The organism is Hyphomicrobium sp. CS1GBMeth3 (assembly GCF_900117455.1).
Classification (GTDB): domain Bacteria; phylum Pseudomonadota; class Alphaproteobacteria; order Rhizobiales; family Hyphomicrobiaceae; genus Hyphomicrobium_C.
This window is the reverse complement of record NZ_FPHO01000003.1, coordinates 198,820-213,394: the sequence shown is the minus strand read 5'-3', so window position 1 is coordinate 213,394 and position 14,575 is coordinate 198,820. Positions and strand designations below refer to the sequence as shown.

The window sequence follows — 14,575 nt, the reverse complement described above, 5'->3', positions numbered from 1 at the left end:
CGTGGGCGCGCAGCGTAAGGCGGTAGCGGCACAGGGCCCATTGTCGCGCGCTTCGCTGCGTGTTCGGATCGTTTTTCCCGGCGGGCGGCAGATGGGCCCTGGCAAAGCGGATCTTCTCGAGGCGATCGAACGGACCGGCTCCATTTCGTCGGCGGCGCGTGAGCTCGGCATGTCTTATCGGCGCGCGTGGCTGCTGGTCGACGAACTCGGCAAGCTGTTCAAGCGGCCAATCGTGTCGACGGCCGCGGGCGGCGTCCAGGGTGGTGGCGCGGTGCTTACGGATTTCGGGCGCGCCTTGGTGGCTGCCTACCGCAGGATCGAGGATCGCGCGGCCGAGGTGGCGAGGGCGGAGCTCATCGCTTTCGAATCGGACCTCGCCGACGTGTGATGGCTCCCTTCGCGGGGGCTACTTCAGCACCGTGAAGCCTGCATCCTCGAATACCTTTGTGGCGTCCGGCGTCGACAGGAATTCGAGGAAGGCCTTGGCTTCGGCGTTGGTCGACGAAGCTGTGACCGCGACCGGATAGACGACGGGTGGGTGGCTGTCGGCAGGGAAGGTGTCCACGACCTTGACGCCGGCATAGCTCTTGGCGTCGGTGGCGTACACGATGCCGAGAGGGGTCTCGCCGCGGGCGACGTAAGCCAGCGCCACGCGCACGTTCTCGGCGCCGGCAACGTTTGGCTCGATCACATCCCACACGCCGAGATTGGTGAGAGCCGTCTTGCCGTAAATGCCGGCGGGGACCGAGTCCGGCTGACCCATAGCCAGGCGTTCGTTACCGAGCGCGTCGGCCAGCGCGAAGCCTTTCTCGATCTTCAGCGTCGTCGCGCTGTCCTTCGGCGCGATCAGCACCAGCGCGTTGCCGAGCAGGTTCTTGCGCGAAGCGTCGTCGATCAGCTTGCGCTCGGCGCTCCAGTCCATCCATTTGAGGTCAGCCGAGATGAAGAGATCCGCAGGCGCGCCGGATTCGATCTGCTTGGCGAGGGCGGAGGATGCGGCGAAGGACAGGGTCGCCGTCTTGCCGGTCTTGCTCTTCCAGTTCTCGGCGATGCGCTCGAGCGCATTCTTGAGGCTCGCGGCGGCGAAGACGAGGACAGGCTTGGTTTCGGTTGCGTTGCTCTGAAACGGTTGCGCGTCCTGAGCCTGGGCGATCAGCGGTCCGGCGAGGGCGAACGCAAGGGCACACACCGACAGTCGGGCGAGCTTCGTCATCGTCGAAATTCCGGGTTTTCTGTATTGGTATGAATATAACGAGCCATATGCGATTGCATCATGTCAAGCATTCTGTTGCCGCTTTCTTTCTCAGCGATCGATTTGTTGGGATATATCGTATGCGGCGCCGAGGATAGCGGCCGACTGGGGGCTATCGCTAGGCCTGGGTGAGCTCGGCCCCAATGCAGACGCGGTTGCGTCCGCTCTGCTTCGCGTTCATCAACGCACGATCGGCGCGCCGCAGGGCGACCTCGATTGGTTCGTCCGCACTCCAGCCTGAGACGCCGAAGCTGCAGGACACGTGGAAAATGCCGGTGTCCGCGTTGAAAGCGTGGCGGGCGACGGCGCCTCTGATCACCTCGCACCAGTGCGCGGCTTCGGCGGCCTCCAGCACGGGAAACGCAATTGCGAATTCCTCTCCGCCAAGCCGTGCGACGATGGGTGCTTCCTCGCTGGCGAGGCGTGCGACGGCGCTGATCACCGCGTCTCCGGCATCGTGGCCGTATGTGTCGTTGATGCTTTTGAAGCGATCGATGTCGAGGAGGCAGACGGACAGAGGGTCGGAAGCATCGAGTTCGCGGCGCTTGGTCTCCATCGTGGACATGAACGCTCTGCGGTTCAAGACGCCGGTCAGATAGTCAGTCTCCGCCTGCTCGACGAGCTGGCGCTGGAGCGTAATCATGCGGTTGGCGGCGCGCAGGCGCGCCATCAGCTCTTCGCGGCGGATGGGTTTCACGACGAAGTCGTCGGCGCCGCAATCGAGCGCTTCGGCCAGTGCGCGCTCGCTGGTGTTCGAGGACATGACGATGACGTGCAGGGGGCGCTTCTCGCCGACCAGCGTGCGCACTTTCCAACACAGCTCGAGACCTGGAATCGGCTCCAACTCCAAGCTGGTCAGCACGACGTCAACGGTTGGGGTCCTCTCGACGTAGTCGAGCGCGAGGTCGGATGCCGAGAAGCAGTCGACGTAGCATCCCGTTGCCTCCAGCTCGGCGGCGAGCTTGTGCTGTACGACCCGGCTCGGATCGATGAGGACGATGTGCATCTATTGGGCTTTCAGAGGCCGACCACTGACAGTGTTGTAAGCGCCGCAGGTGAACAGGGGCTTACCACCGGGAAGGGGAGGGAGATCGCAAACGAAAAGGGCCCGGCTGCAGCGTCCCTCGCCCTAGAAAGTGGTGTGGTGCCGGCGGCATGATCGGGAGGGAGTTGCCTGCCGGCACCACGAGCATAACGCCACCCGTGCTCTAGGGTCGGGGAGGGGGTGCGGATGGCGTCAGCTATTCGAAAGCCTTCCGGAGATATTGGAATTCGTGGACCCTTTACCAAGTTCCTCCGGGCCGACGGGTAACGCGGGCCGGGCGCCGCAGTTCCGCAGCCCACGGCCTTCCCATCCCGGGCCATGCGAGGCTCGCCTCATGGAACTTTATTCCCACATGAGGCGTTGGGTCTCGTCCGCCGATACTGCGAAGGTCGTTTTGGGAGGATACGGCGCTGAAGAGTCAGCTCTTTTCGGCTGTCCGTAAGTTTGGAAGGCGATGCGCGGCGTTGGGTGGCAGGCCAAGAAAATGACGCGTCCGACCGGCGGCGCACACCATTTTGGGCCTTGCTGGGTCCATGATCGAGGGGGTGTTGCTAAAATAATGATGATTGCGATAGGGCCGGCGCCCCCGGCCAACCGCGCGGGGACGAGTTTTCGAGGGATCCAAACAACATGAGCACTCAAAAATCCGTTCAGCCGGCTCAGAGTGTTGTGCCAGAGGACACCATGGGTATCGAGCCAACGGCAACGATCGACGAAGCGATCCAGGGCGCGCTTGGGCGAAAGCTCCGCGAGACCTATGAGCAGGTTGTTCGGGAGCAGGTGCCAGACAAGTTCAGGCAGCTCCTCGATCAGCTCAAGAATTCCGAGACCGACGGCGCAAAAGGCGCGGGGGACGCGAAGGCTGACAATGACAGCACCTGACTTCGAACAAGACCTTGTCGGTGCGATCCCGCATCTTCGTGCGTTTGCGCGGTCGTTCGCCAACGATCCGGCGCGCGCCGACGATCTCGTGCAGGAGACGCTGGTCAAGGCATGGAATAGCCGCGATTCCTTTACGCCGGGGACGAATTTCCGCGCGTGGCTGTTTACGATCCTGCGTAACGTCTATTTCTCGCAGCACCGCAAGCTGAAGCGCGAGGTGGACGATCCGGATGATCAGTATCAGCATTCGCTGGCCGTCCAGCCTGAGCAGTATGGGCACCTTGATCTTGCCGATTTCCGCGCGGCGCTCGGGTTGCTGCCGTCGGATCAGCGCGAGGCGCTGATCCTGGTCGGTGCCGAAGGCTTCTCTTACGAGGAGGCCGCGGAAATCTGCGGCTGCGCAGTCGGTACGATCAAGAGCCGGGTCAACCGCGCGCGCAACAGGCTGACAGAGCTCCTTGGTGACGATGAGCTCAAGAGCGGATCGGCGGCCGCCTCAGCGATGAGCAACGCACTGGCAAAGCAATCAGCGCGTGGCTGAACGGAAGCTTAGCCTTTGGGTTAATTTGAGTTTTACTCGCGGAACCTTCGTTATCGGTTATGCGTTTTGCACGAGGGTCGCGACCCCCTCGCGGGTTTGCTCAGTAGGGAGAGAATCATGTCGCTTGCAGAGACGATCGCGCCTCAACTTCCTTACCTGAGGCGCTTCGCACGCGCGTTGACGGGAAGCCAGGAGGGCGGCGACGCCTACGTGGTGGCCGTGCTCGAGACCCTGGTTGCCGATCCGCAGAGCTTCCCTGACACTCAGATGAAGCGTGTCGGATTGTACAAGTGCTTCCTCAAAGTCTGGAACTCGATCCGTCTGAACCGAGACGCCATGGAGCCCAAGAGCCAGGCCGACCGCAGCCTGGAAGCGATCACGCCGCGGCCGCGGCAGGCTTTCCTGCTTGCCTCCGTCGAAGGCTTCACCACCCAGCAGATCGCCGAGATACTTGAGTGCTCGACTGATGAAGTCAGCCGCCTCATCGAGGAGGCAGGCGAGCAGATCGCCGAGCAGACTGCCACCGACGTTCTCATTATCGAGGACGAGCCCTTGATCTCGATGGATCTCGAAGCCCTTGTCAAAGGGCTCGGGCATCGGGTGTCCGGCGTCGCACGCACACATCGCGAGGCGATCGCCGAGGTCAGGAAAAAGCGACCCGGACTTGTCCTTGCCGATATCCATCTGGCGGATGGCAGCTCGGGGCTCGACGCCGTCAATGAAATTCTGCTCGGTTTCAATCTGCCGGTCATCTTCATTACTGCGTTCCCCGAGCGCTTGCTTACCGGCGAACGGCCGGAACCGACGTTCCTCATCACGAAGCCGTTCGAGCCGAACACGGTGCGCGCCCTCGTCAGCCAGGCACTGTTCTTCGGCACCGACGCGCATGTTCCGGACGCGTCGTCCGGGCTTGCCAGCCAGCAACGCGGGCCTAGGCTGGCGACAAGCTCGGATGCTAGGCCCTGATTAACCCTCAACGCCGATGTGTTGAGATAGGGCGGTTGCGGACATATGTGCGGGCCGAAGTCGCGCGCATTTGTGCCTGATCCAGGCTATACTCCGCCTACAACTTCGGCGTGATCCACGCTCGGAATGGTCGGTCTCCTTTGGTGTATGCTGAAGGAGTTTCGTGCCCGCCGGCGGATCGGGTCTGGCACAAGGGTGTTACGAGATGGCGCGTGTGCTGGTTGTCGACGATGAAGCACTCATCGCGATGATGCTGAGCGACCTTCTGACCGAGTACGGCCACGAGACCGTTGGGCCTGCCCATACGGAAGATCAGGCGCTCAAGCTCGTTGCCTCGACGCGCATCGACGCGGCGATCCTCGATGTGACGCTCGGCGATCATGATTGTTTCGCGGTGGCGGAGGCGTTGGGAAAGCGCGGTGTACCGTTCGCATTTGCAACGGGACACGGCGCGCAAGCCATGCCCGATGCCTTTCGGCAGCACATTACACTGTCCAAGCCGTTCGACTTCGAGGTGGTCCGGCGGCTGGTCGACGATCTCGTGGCTTCGGGCGCCTAGGCGGGCTAGGGCGGTTTTCTACGGGCCTTTGCCGCTGGGTTTGAAAGCGGCCGCCCGGAACCATATTTCCTGTGTAAAATTCAATCATAGAGCCGACCGCTGCTCTTAACGTGCCGAGCCTCCAATGTCGGGTGCCGCAGCGCCACTAGATCTTCTCGTTGTCGACGCCGTTGCCGATCGTCATGAGGCGTACGGCAAGCTGCTTGCGGGCTTGGCGAGGCAGGTGGTGACAACACGTTCCGGGAAGGACGCGCGGCAGCTTCTTCGCGACGGGGAATTCGGGGCCATGCTGGTGAACATGGATGGCGCCGATGGCGCGCGCTCAGATCTTTGGGATCTGGCGTCTTCGGCCTTGCGGTCGTCCGACACACCGGTGATCGTTATCGCGGAAGGGCAGCCGGATGTCGGCGACGCGGGAGCCACCATCGATTACGTGCCGACGGAGTTCTTAAGCGAGCTTCTGGCGCAGCGCGTTTCGTGCGTCTTGGAGCTCCGGCGGCTTAGGGTCGAGCGGACCGGCGACGAAGCGCGCATCGCCGCACTTGAAACGCAGGTGCACGACCTCGGTGCCGCCGTTCTCGAGGAGAAGCAAATCTCGGGTGCGCTTCGCCGCAAGGTCGGGGAGCAGGCTCACCGAAGCAAAAATCTGCTCGCAATCCTGCAATCCGTGGCGATGCGCACGGTCAGCGATGGGCGTAGCATTCCCGAGGCGCGGGCGGCACTGATGGGTCGTTTTCGGTCGCTCGCGCGCTCACATCAGCTTGCTTCGTCGGCCGACGGTGTTGGGGTCGAGATTGCGGAGGCCGTGGAGGCGGAGCTTGCCGACATTGCCGATCGCGTTGCGGTCAGCGGCCCTTCTGCGCGGCTTACGGCCTCCGTGGCGCAGACGTTCATGCTGGCGCTGCATGAGCTTGCTGCGAATGCGGCTCAATACGGGGCGCTCCGCACGGACGAGGGGGCCGTGACCCTCGGATGGACGTTCTTCGAATATGGCGCGGATCGCTATCTCGAGGTTGTTTGGCGCGAGCATGGCGGGATGCCGCCGCAAGCCCCGCCGCAGTATGGTTTCGGGCTTGCGCTCGTATCTTCGTTCGCTGCAACCCGCGCCGACACGCCGAGCATCAGCTTCGAGGGGGAGGGCATCGTCTGCCGGATGCGTCTCTCGCAGGACGCGATCGTGGCCGGGTGAAGGGGTGAGCTTCCGTCCCTGATCAAGTGCCGAGGCGGCGCGGCGTGGTGAAATGCTCCAGATGACCGCTCGCGCTTTTCACATCCTTCCAGCTTGCGACGTCGAACGAGAAGACCGCGTAGGCGGCCGTCGGAAACTCCTGCGCCATGGCGGCGAGCAGCTTGCGGTCGGCTTCGCCCACAAGTTCGAGCGCGAGCGCGTGCAGGCCCGGGTTGTGTCCCACCACCAGTACATGGGTCGCGGTGTCATTCAGCTTTGCGAGCGCACTGCGGATGGCACCGGGCGCTGCAAGGTAAAGGTCCGGATCATAGATCACCCGCGGCGTTGGAGGTCCAAGCTCGGCGAGGAGCAGGGCAAGGGTGGCGCGGGTGCGCATAGCGTCCGAGCAGAGCACGAGGTCCGGGCGCAGCTTCTCCTGTCGGATGAATTTCGCGACGGCCGGGATGGCGCGGACGCCACGCTTGGCCAGTGGACGCTCGTGATCGTCGAGCTCCGGGTTGGCCCAGCTCGACTTTGCGTGGCGGAGAAGGGATAGAGTCAGCATACGGCGAGCATGGTGATGTACGCTCGCCAGTCAAGCCTTTGCGCAGGGAAGCGTAACCGGATAGGCACTCCGGCTTTTATTCGGCCCTCAAAAGCGCTGCAGCCGGCCGAGTTTCGGCCGGCTGCGATTCCGTGCAGGCTTCAAAAGCCGGCGGCCTAGATCTCGCCCTTGAGGCCCTTCTCGAAATATTTGTGCACGATCTTTTCCTGGTTCTCGAGCAGCCAGTCGATGGACGGCTCGTTCGTCATCGCCTTGTGGATGGCGCGCGTGGTCGCCTCGCGGTGGATGTCGAACAGGATCTTGTGGTCCAAGTTGTCGATCGTAGCCACAGAGGGATTGAGCCACACCGAGACGATGATGCCGAGGTCGTTGGCCTTCTCCTTCGGAATGTCGCCGGCGCGCACGGCGTCGAGCACGCCCATGGCCGTCGCGTACTGCACGGTGCCCATCAGGATGTTGGTGTAACGCTCGCTGGTCACCGTCACCTTGCTCACGCAGATCGTGGCCGGACGAACCATGACGTCGGTGTTGAGCAGGGCGAGCACGCGGCTGTGGCCCGCAACCTGATTACCGAGCAGGTTCGCGAAAGCGGTGCCGAGCGGGCCGTCCATCTCGCCGATGGCAACCTCGGGTTCAGCAGCGGTGCCAGGTGGGCCGCCTGCGACGAGTGCCTCTCCAACTCGAATGCCGATGCGTCCGCTCATGCCGTTTCTCCTTTTTTGACTGCGGTTCACGTTGCGGGCGCAGCATACTCGGCAGCGGACTCGAAGAGCCAGTGGGCGAAGCTGTCGGCATAGCTACGAAACAGCGCAACCTCATATGTGGGTTGGTCATCGACCTGCCACAGGATGACGCCGATGTGGCTTGCGTGCGTGATGGCGACGTCGCCCGGCCTGAAGGCGCGCGGATGCAAGTCGAGCGGAACACCCTTGGCCAGGACGCTGCGGGCGTGGGGACCGGCGATTCGTACCACGACACGGCCATCGGACTGGTCGACGACCGAGGCGATACCGGAAAGTTGCTCCTTCAGCTCGCTCTCGAGATCGCGTCCGCCTTCACGCTCGGCCAGGGCCAGCCAGTGGTCCGGGCCCGCCCAGACAAAGGCGGTACCGACGCCTGTGACGCGAGAGGTGCCGCGTGGCAGCTCGACGCCGTAGCCCGTGTAGATGGCCTCACGCAGTGCGTTCTCCTTGCCCTGGATGGCAGCAAAGCTCGCGAGCGTCAGCGTCTCACGCGGCGTGACGGTGAGGCCGGGCGTCGCCAGCGGATGCCAGTCGTGGAATGCGGATGCCGGTGTCAATTGATCAGCCACGAACGCGCCCTCCTTCGGGGTCCACGAATACCGGCGAGACGACCTCGACCAGCGTGTCGCCGCCGCGCACGGGGTCCACGGCACGCACGATCTCGCCGATACGCTCCGGGCCACGTTTCAACAAGCCGAGCCCGATCCAGTGCCCATTCGACGGCGAGTAGGCGACCGAGGTCATGTAGCCTTCATCGTTCTCGGCAGTGGGCGTCGCGTCGCGGGCGATAAAGTGAGCCCCCGAGCGCAGGCGCGCCGAGCGATCCACCGGGCGGAAGCCGATCAGCGCCGGCCGGTCGGGATCGGCGAGGCCGGGCCGCTTGCCGAGCACGTGGCCGATGAAGTCCTTCTTCTTGGCCACCATGCCGCCGAGGCCGACGTCCTGGGGCGTCGTGTTGCCGTTGAGCTCGGGGCCCGAGATGTGGCCCTTCTCGATGCGCATGACGCCGAGCGCCTCGGTGCCGTAGGCGCAGACGCCGAACTCCTCGCCGGCCGCCATCAGGCGGCGGATCAGCGCGTCGCCATAGCGGGCCGGGACGCCGATCTCGTAGGCGCGCTCGCCCGAAAACGAGAGCCGGTAAAGACGTGCCTTGATGCCGCCGCAGACCGTGATCTCGCCGACACCGAGATAAGGGAAGCCGGCGTCGGAGATGTCGAAAGCGGGGTCGACGATCTTCTGCAGCAGCGCGCGCGACTTGGGACCCGCCACAGCGTACTGTGCCCACTGCTCGGTGGCAGAGACGATCTGCACGTCGAGCTCCGGCCATAGCCACTGGGCACAGTACTCCATGTGCTGCACGACCTTCACGGCGTTGGCGGTAGTCGTGGTGATGAAGTAGTGCGTCTCTCCGAAGCGGGCGACGGTGCCGTCGTCCATCAGGACGCCGTCCTCGCGCAGCATGCCGCCGTAGCGCGCCTTGCCGATGGCAAGCGTCTTAAGGCCGTTCATGTAGATGCGGTCGAGGAAGATCGCCGCGTCCGGGCCTTGGATGTCGACCTTGCCGAGCGTCGAGACATCGCAGATGCCGACGGCGTTGCGCACGGTCGTCACCTCGCGAGAGACGGACTCGAGCCAGTCCTTCTCGCCGGGACGCGGGAAGTAGCTCGGCCGCAGCCAGAGGCCGGTCTCCACGAACTTTCCGCCCTGCTCCTTCGCCCAGCGGTAGGATGGCGGCAGCCGCGTCGGCTTGAAGCTCTTGCCGCGATGATGGCCGGCGAGCGCGCCCAAGGCGACCGGCGCATAGGGCGGCCGTGCGATAGTAATGCCGGTCTCGGGGATCGAGCGGCCCGTGATCTCGGCCATGATGGCCAGCGCGTTGACGTTGGCCGTGCGGCCCTGATCGGTCGCCATGCCGAGCGTGGTGTAGCGCTTCAGGTGTTCGACGGCGCGAAAACCCTCGCGCTCGGCGAGCTCGACATCCTTGTCGGTAACGTCGTTCTGCTGGTCGACGAACGCCTTGCCGTCAGGATCAGGGACACGCCACAGCGGCGCGATGGCATCGCTCTCGGTGGCCGCCGCTGGGATGGGCACGGCGACCGCCGTGTGGCCGCTCTCGGTGGCGGCGGAGGAACCAGCTGCGTTGCCTGTTGCGAGGGCTTTATCGAGTGTGACGTCGCCGCCGACCGCGCCGGCGAGCGACATTCCCGTCGGCAATGCACCGGGCAGGAAAGCTTGCAGGCGGTCGCTCCACACCGGCTTGCCGCCGAGGTGGGTCGTGAGCTGGATGTTGGGATTCCAGCCGCCGGACACGGCAATGAGATCGCAATCGAGCGTCAAAGTTTCCCCTGCCGCCGTGCGGACAGTGACGCCGCTGACGCGGTTGCGACCGTGAGCGCCGGTGACGACGCCGCCCGAAATCAGGCGCGTTCCAGTCACGGTCGCAATGTGGCTCATGGAGGCGCTGGCTTCGGGGCGGCTGTCGACCAGGGCTATGACGTCGACACCTGCGCGTGCGAGGTCGGCCGCCGTCGTGGCACCGTAGTCGTTGTTGGTGAACACAACCGCGCGTTTGCCCGGCGCAATGCCGAACCGGTTGATGTAGGTGCGCACGGCGCCTGCAAGCATGACGCCGGGGCGATCGTTGCCGCCGAAGACGACCGGTCGCTCGGTGGCGCCAGAGGCCAGAACGACCTTCTTGGCAACGAGCCGCCACAAACGCTGGCGTGGTGCGCCGTGCACGGGCTTGGCCACATGATCGTTCACGCGCTCGAGCGCGCCGTAGGTGCCGCCATCATAGGTTCCGAACACCGTCGTGCGGCGCAGGATGCGAACCTCGCGGTTGCGGGAGAGCTCGGCCTCCACGGTCTTGACCCACTCGTGGGCCGGGTTGCCCCCGATCTCGGCCGCATCGTCCACGGCGCGTCCGCCGAGCGCGGCGTTCTCATCGACCAGGATCACGCGGGCGTTGGTGCGCGCTGCTGCCTGCGCAGCCGCGAGGCCAGCCGGACCCCCGCCGATGACCAGCACGTCGGCAAATGCGGTCACCTTCTCATAAGTGTCGGGGTCGGCATCGTCCGACGCGCGTCCGAGGCCCGCGGCGCGGCGGATCAGAGGCTCGTAAAGCTTCTCCCAGAGGGCCGCCGGCCACATGAAGGTCTTGTAGTAGAAGCCCGCGACGAAGACCGGCGAGAGCAGCGAGTTGACCGCCATCAGATCGAAGCTGAGCGACGGCCAGCGATTCTGGCTCATGGCCGTGAGGCCATCGTAAAGCTCGGCGACGGTCGCTTTCGTATTCGGCTCGCGGCGCGGGCCCGTGCGCAGCTCGACGAGTGCGTTGGGTTCCTCGGAGCCTGCGGAGAGGATGCCGCGCGGGCGGTGATATTTGAACGAGCGGCCGGTGAGGACGACGCCGTTGGCCAGTAGCGCGGAGGCCAGCGTATCGCCGGGATGGCCGACGTAGGTCTTGCCGTCGAAGGTGAAGTGCAGCGTCAAGCTGCGGTCGACCAGACCGCCGGTCGCGAGGCGGTTCGGCTGGCGGCTCGACTTCGTTTGCTCGAGGGCTGCCATTATGCGTCGTCCTTCACTTCAGACTTGCTGGTGTGCGCAACGTCGCGTGCCAGCTCGACGGAGGAGATGGCGTGTGTCGCGACGTTGCGCGTTACCACCAACCAGGCGTGGCAGCCGGCTGCGTGATACCAAAGTTCTCGATGAGGCCCTGCGGGGTTCGTCCGCTCGTAGGTGTAGGCAACGAACTCCTCGGCGGCCGTCGGGCTCGTGAAGTCGGGGCGTTTGAGTGTGGCGTCGCCCGAGTAAAGGAACTCGTCGAGGCTGCGTTCGCCGCAGTGGGGGCAGGCGATTCTCATCGCTGGTGCTTCCTGTTCTTCTCTCTTCTCGCGAGTCTGATTCACGTCATCGTGCGAGCAGAAGGGCTCGCATTTCCGACAATCAGGCTCTAGTGCAGGTTCGGATGCGGGCCCATGCCCTTCTCGTCGATGGCGTGGCCGGTTGCGAAGCGGTCGAGGCGATAGGCGCTAGCAACGGGGTGCGGCTCGTCGCGCGCGATCAGATGCGCGAAGCAGGCGCCGGAGGCGGGCGTTGCCTTGAAGCCGCCGTAGCACCAGCCGGCGTTGAGGTAGAGGCCGTCGAGCGGCGTCTTGTCGATGATCGGGCTGCCGTCCATCGACATGTCCATGATGCCACCCCAGTGGCGCAACAGGCGCACGCGACCGATGCGCGGCATCAGCGCCATGCCGCCTTCGCAGACGTCCTCGATGACCGGCATGTTGCCGCGCTGGGCGTAGCTGTTGTAGCCGTCGAGATCGCCGCCGAAGACGAGACCGCCCTTGTCGGACTGGCTGATGTAGAAGTGCCCGGCGCCGAAGGTCACGACGCCGTCGATGAACGGCTTGATGGCTTCGGTGACGAAGGCCTGCAGCACGTGGCTTTCGATCGGAAGGCGCAGCCCCGCCATGGCGGCCACGCGTGAGGAGCTGCCGGCGACGGCGACGCCGATCTTCTTGGCGCCGATGGTGCCGCGCGAGGTCTCGACGCCCGTAATGCGTCCGCCCTCGCGCCTGAAGCCCTTGACCTCGCAGTTCTGGACGATGTCGACGCCGAGCTGATCGGCGGCGCGCGCGTAGCCCCAGGCCACGGCGTCATGGCGCACCGTGCCGCCGCGCCGCTGCAAGAGGCCACCGTGGATCGGGAAGCGACCGTTGTCGAAATCGAGGAACGGCACCATGCGGCGCACGGCGGCCTGATCCAGCAGCTCGGCATCGACGCCGTGCAAGCGCATGGCGTTGCCGCGGCGGGCGAAGGCGTCGCGCTGCCCGTCCGAATGATAAAGGTTCAGGACGCCGCGCTGGCTGACCATTGCGTTGTAGTTGAGGTCCTGCTCAAGCCCTTCCCAGAGCTTCATCGACAACTCGTAGAACGGGATGTTGCCGGGGAGCAGGTAGTTCGAGCGCACGATCGTGGTGTTGCGGCCGACGTTGCCACCGCCGATCCAGCCCTTCTCCAGCACGGCGATGCGGAGCGGACCGTAGGTCTTCGCGAGATAGTAAGCCGTTGCAAGGCCGTGGCCGCCACCGCCCACGATGATGACGTCGTAGTCCGGTTTCGGCTCGGGGTTGCGCCAAGCGGGGCCCCAGCCAGTGTGCCCGCGCAGGGCCTCGCGCAGGACGGAGAAAATCGAATATCGGGTGCTCGACATCGCTGGCTCGCTCTTCGCAACAGTCGATTATGCTTAAGAGGTCATGCGATTGTGGGCGATATAAGTCTTACTTATACTAGCGCCCATGCGTGAACTCTCCCCAACCCTGCCGTTCGACCTCAGATCGCTCGAGATCTTCCTCGCCGTGTGCGAAGCGGGGGCCATGTCGACGGCCGCCCGGCAACTCGGGCTGACGCAGCCGGCGGTCTCGCTCGCCATCGGGGACCTCGAGCGCAAGCTCGGGTTCGCGCTGTTCGATCGCACGGTGCGGCCGCTCGCGGTGACGGTGGCCGGCGGGCTTCTCCGGCAACGGGCGGCGGCGCTGATTGCCGAGGCCCGGCAAATCGGGCCGCTCCTGCGGGAGACCGAGCACGGCAGGCTGCCGCTGATCCGCGTTGGCCTCGTCGATTCCCTCTCTCGCGTGCTGACCGATCCGCTTGCGGCGTTTCTTGCGACGAAGGCGGACGAGGTCTCGATCCTTTCGGGGCTCACCGCCTCTCACGCCAGCGATCTCCTGACGCGGCGGCTCGATCTTTTTCTGGGTGTCGACGATCTCGAGACGTGGGCGGGTCTCGAGCGCTGGCCGCTCGCGAAAGAGCCTTACGTGCTGGCGCTGCCGGCAGGCGAGGAGGCGCCGCGCTCTGTTCCGGCGCTGCGCAAGCTCGCTGAGCGTCTGCCGTTGATCCGATTCAGCTCTCGGTCGCGGACCGGGGTCGAGATCGACGCGCACCTGCGGCGTCTCGGGGTCGCGGCAGCGCGCGCGTTCGAATTCGACACGCCTTATGGCGTGACGTCGATGGTGGCCGCGGGGCGCGGCTTCGCGATCACGACGCCGCTCTGCATCGCGGAGGCGGCGGTTTCCGGCGCGCGGGTGGTCACGGCGGCGCTCCCGGGACCGCAGATTTCGCGCAAGCTGACGTTGGTCGCGCGCCACCGCGAGCTCGGCCGCTTGCCGCGCGAGCTTGGGCAGAAAGTGCGGGATGTGCTGGTCGCGGCGGGGGCCGAAACCGCCTGAGATTTTATGAAATTGCGATCGCGAGCGGATCTTGTTAGGTCAAGGCAGGCAGGCCCCGTAGCTCAGCTGGATAGAGCATCAGATTCCTAATCAGGGGCTATTAGGCTCAATGTTTATGGCCGTATGCTTCTTCTCGGTGCCGCTCCGTCTGAGCGTGCACAGCTAACTCACTAATTAATTGCTGAAAAACGCTTATTCTGGCACAGTTTTTGTGGCTGTCGAGCGCGGCTTGTGGCGAAGTTTATGGCCATTGAGCGCCCCCGTTTGTAGCTTTGATGTAGCCCGGACCCCGGAGAAGCCTCGTGGCAAAAATCAAACTAACCGATGCAAAAGTGCGCTCATTGCGCCCTCGAGAGAAACCGTTTGATCTATGGGACAGCGATGCGCGCGGGCTAGGCGTGCACGTCAGCCCGACTGGGCTCATGACGTGGGTCTACTATGGTCGTCTCCCTGGCAAAAAGAGTCCCTCTAGAGTTGCCCTCGCGCCGGTCGGGAGCGGGGCCACCGAAGGCGATCCTGTCGGACTTGAGGCAGCTCGCACGAAGGCACGGCTGTGGTATCAGGCCATTCGTGCGGGCGAGGATCCGCGGGTCTCCGAGAAGCGCCAACAACGACTAAGGGCTGAAG

The 14,575-nt window shown here is 64.6% G+C and carries 15 protein-coding genes; 7 read left to right on the top strand and 8 right to left on the bottom strand.

Annotated elements, in window-relative coordinates:
* Positions 1 to 91 precede the first annotated feature (91 nt).
* The gene (locus CS1GBM3_RS08340; protein ID WP_244534594.1) at positions 92 to 388 is read left to right on the top strand and encodes a winged helix-turn-helix domain-containing protein; all 297 of its coding nucleotides are present in this window, start codon (positions 92 to 94) and stop codon (positions 386 to 388) included.
* An 18-nt stretch (positions 389 to 406) separates the two neighbouring features.
* Here the strand turns inward: CS1GBM3_RS08340 and modA are convergent, their stop codons facing one another.
* The gene (gene modA / locus CS1GBM3_RS08335) at positions 407 to 1,213 is read right to left on the bottom strand and encodes a molybdate ABC transporter substrate-binding protein (RefSeq protein WP_072394384.1); all 807 of its coding nucleotides are present in this window, start codon (positions 1,211 to 1,213) and stop codon (positions 407 to 409) included.
* 157 nt (positions 1,214 to 1,370) lie between these two features.
* Positions 1,371 to 2,258, bottom strand: a complete 888-nt coding sequence (locus CS1GBM3_RS08330; protein ID WP_072394381.1) for a GGDEF domain-containing response regulator — start codon at positions 2,256 to 2,258, stop codon at positions 1,371 to 1,373.
* 669 nt (positions 2,259 to 2,927) lie between these two features.
* On the opposite strand from CS1GBM3_RS08330, the gene CS1GBM3_RS08325 reads away from it, so the two are divergent.
* The 5 genes from CS1GBM3_RS08325 to CS1GBM3_RS08305 all read left to right on the top strand — a co-directional run bounded on the left by CS1GBM3_RS08325 (position 2,928) and on the right by CS1GBM3_RS08305 (position 6,434).
* Positions 2,928 to 3,179: a NepR family anti-sigma factor gene (locus CS1GBM3_RS08325; protein ID WP_210186208.1), complete on the top strand. Its 252-nt coding sequence runs from the start codon at positions 2,928 to 2,930 to the stop codon at positions 3,177 to 3,179.
* A complete protein-coding gene (locus CS1GBM3_RS08320; protein ID WP_072394376.1) occupies positions 3,166 to 3,720 on the top strand; it encodes a sigma-70 family RNA polymerase sigma factor in 555 nt (184 codons plus the stop codon). Before CS1GBM3_RS08325 ends, CS1GBM3_RS08320 begins: the two co-directional genes overlap by 14 nt.
* Positions 3,721 to 3,837: 117 nt before the next feature.
* Entirely contained in the window at positions 3,838 to 4,686 is an 849-nt protein-coding gene (locus CS1GBM3_RS08315; RefSeq protein ID WP_072394373.1) for a response regulator, read from the top strand.
* Positions 4,687 to 4,891: 205 nt separating this feature from the next.
* Positions 4,892 to 5,245, top strand: a complete 354-nt coding sequence (locus CS1GBM3_RS08310; RefSeq protein ID WP_072394370.1) for a response regulator — start codon at positions 4,892 to 4,894, stop codon at positions 5,243 to 5,245.
* Positions 5,246 to 5,369: 124 nt separating this feature from the next.
* Complete coding sequence (locus CS1GBM3_RS08305; protein ID WP_072394367.1) at positions 5,370 to 6,434, top strand: sensor histidine kinase; 1,065 nt, start codon at positions 5,370 to 5,372, stop codon at positions 6,432 to 6,434.
* Between the two features lie 22 nt (positions 6,435 to 6,456).
* Here the strand turns inward: CS1GBM3_RS08305 and CS1GBM3_RS08300 are convergent, their stop codons facing one another.
* From CS1GBM3_RS08300 to CS1GBM3_RS08275, 6 genes are all read right to left on the bottom strand, one after another.
* The gene (locus tag CS1GBM3_RS08300) at positions 6,457 to 6,978 is read right to left on the bottom strand and encodes a SixA phosphatase family protein (RefSeq protein WP_083567346.1); all 522 of its coding nucleotides are present in this window, start codon (positions 6,976 to 6,978) and stop codon (positions 6,457 to 6,459) included.
* 155 nt (positions 6,979 to 7,133) lie between these two features.
* Complete coding sequence (gene fae / locus CS1GBM3_RS08295; protein ID WP_072394360.1) at positions 7,134 to 7,682, bottom strand: formaldehyde-activating enzyme; 549 nt, start codon at positions 7,680 to 7,682, stop codon at positions 7,134 to 7,136.
* Positions 7,683 to 7,708: 26 nt separating this feature from the next.
* Positions 7,709 to 8,290 carry a sarcosine oxidase subunit gamma gene (locus CS1GBM3_RS08290; RefSeq protein ID WP_072394358.1) on the bottom strand — a complete coding sequence of 194 codons (582 nt, stop codon included), beginning with the start codon at positions 8,288 to 8,290 and terminating at the stop codon, positions 7,709 to 7,711.
* The gene (locus tag CS1GBM3_RS08285; protein WP_072394355.1) at positions 8,283 to 11,288 is read right to left on the bottom strand and encodes a sarcosine oxidase subunit alpha family protein; all 3,006 of its coding nucleotides are present in this window, start codon (positions 11,286 to 11,288) and stop codon (positions 8,283 to 8,285) included. The genes CS1GBM3_RS08290 and CS1GBM3_RS08285 overlap by 8 nt, the downstream gene beginning before the upstream one ends.
* Entirely contained in the window at positions 11,288 to 11,584 is a 297-nt protein-coding gene (locus tag CS1GBM3_RS08280; RefSeq protein WP_072394352.1) for a sarcosine oxidase subunit delta, read from the bottom strand. The genes CS1GBM3_RS08285 and CS1GBM3_RS08280 overlap by 1 nt, the downstream gene beginning before the upstream one ends.
* Before the next feature lie 89 nt (positions 11,585 to 11,673).
* A complete protein-coding gene (locus CS1GBM3_RS08275; RefSeq protein WP_072394348.1) occupies positions 11,674 to 12,933 on the bottom strand; it encodes a sarcosine oxidase subunit beta family protein in 1,260 nt (419 codons plus the stop codon).
* An 85-nt stretch (positions 12,934 to 13,018) separates the two neighbouring features.
* Here CS1GBM3_RS08275 and CS1GBM3_RS08270 point away from each other — a divergent pair, with 85 nt between their 5' ends.
* Complete coding sequence (locus tag CS1GBM3_RS08270; RefSeq protein WP_072394345.1) at positions 13,019 to 13,948, top strand: LysR family transcriptional regulator; 930 nt, start codon at positions 13,019 to 13,021, stop codon at positions 13,946 to 13,948.
* Positions 13,949 to 14,575 lie beyond the last annotated feature (627 nt).

Excerpts from the sequence above, each read along its gene's own strand:
- CS1GBM3_RS08315 (WP_072394373.1), top strand. The coding sequence starts at position 3,838 with ATGTCGCTTGCAGAGACGATCGCGCCTCAACTTCCTTACCTGAGGCGC.
- fae (WP_072394360.1), bottom strand. The coding sequence starts at position 7,682 with ATGAGCGGACGCATCGGCATTCGAGTTGGAGAGGCACTCGTCGCAGGC.
- modA (WP_072394384.1), bottom strand. The coding sequence starts at position 1,213 with ATGACGAAGCTCGCCCGACTGTCGGTGTGTGCCCTTGCGTTCGCCCTC.
- CS1GBM3_RS08300 (WP_083567346.1), bottom strand. The coding sequence starts at position 6,978 with ATGCTGACTCTATCCCTTCTCCGCCACGCAAAGTCGAGCTGGGCCAAC.
- CS1GBM3_RS08275 (WP_072394348.1), bottom strand. The coding sequence starts at position 12,933 with ATGTCGAGCACCCGATATTCGATTTTCTCCGTCCTGCGCGAGGCCCTG.
- CS1GBM3_RS08325 (WP_210186208.1), top strand. The coding sequence starts at position 2,928 with ATGAGCACTCAAAAATCCGTTCAGCCGGCTCAGAGTGTTGTGCCAGAG.
- CS1GBM3_RS08270 (WP_072394345.1), top strand. The coding sequence starts at position 13,019 with ATGCGTGAACTCTCCCCAACCCTGCCGTTCGACCTCAGATCGCTCGAG.
- CS1GBM3_RS08330 (WP_072394381.1), bottom strand. The coding sequence starts at position 2,258 with ATGCACATCGTCCTCATCGATCCGAGCCGGGTCGTACAGCACAAGCTC.
- CS1GBM3_RS08310 (WP_072394370.1), top strand. The coding sequence starts at position 4,892 with ATGGCGCGTGTGCTGGTTGTCGACGATGAAGCACTCATCGCGATGATG.
- CS1GBM3_RS08340 (WP_244534594.1), top strand. The coding sequence starts at position 92 with ATGGGCCCTGGCAAAGCGGATCTTCTCGAGGCGATCGAACGGACCGGC.
- CS1GBM3_RS08305 (WP_072394367.1), top strand. The coding sequence starts at position 5,370 with ATGTCGGGTGCCGCAGCGCCACTAGATCTTCTCGTTGTCGACGCCGTT.
- CS1GBM3_RS08285 (WP_072394355.1), bottom strand. The coding sequence starts at position 11,288 with ATGGCAGCCCTCGAGCAAACGAAGTCGAGCCGCCAGCCGAACCGCCTC.
- CS1GBM3_RS08280 (WP_072394352.1), bottom strand. The coding sequence starts at position 11,584 with ATGAGAATCGCCTGCCCCCACTGCGGCGAACGCAGCCTCGACGAGTTC.
- CS1GBM3_RS08320 (WP_072394376.1), top strand. The coding sequence starts at position 3,166 with ATGACAGCACCTGACTTCGAACAAGACCTTGTCGGTGCGATCCCGCAT.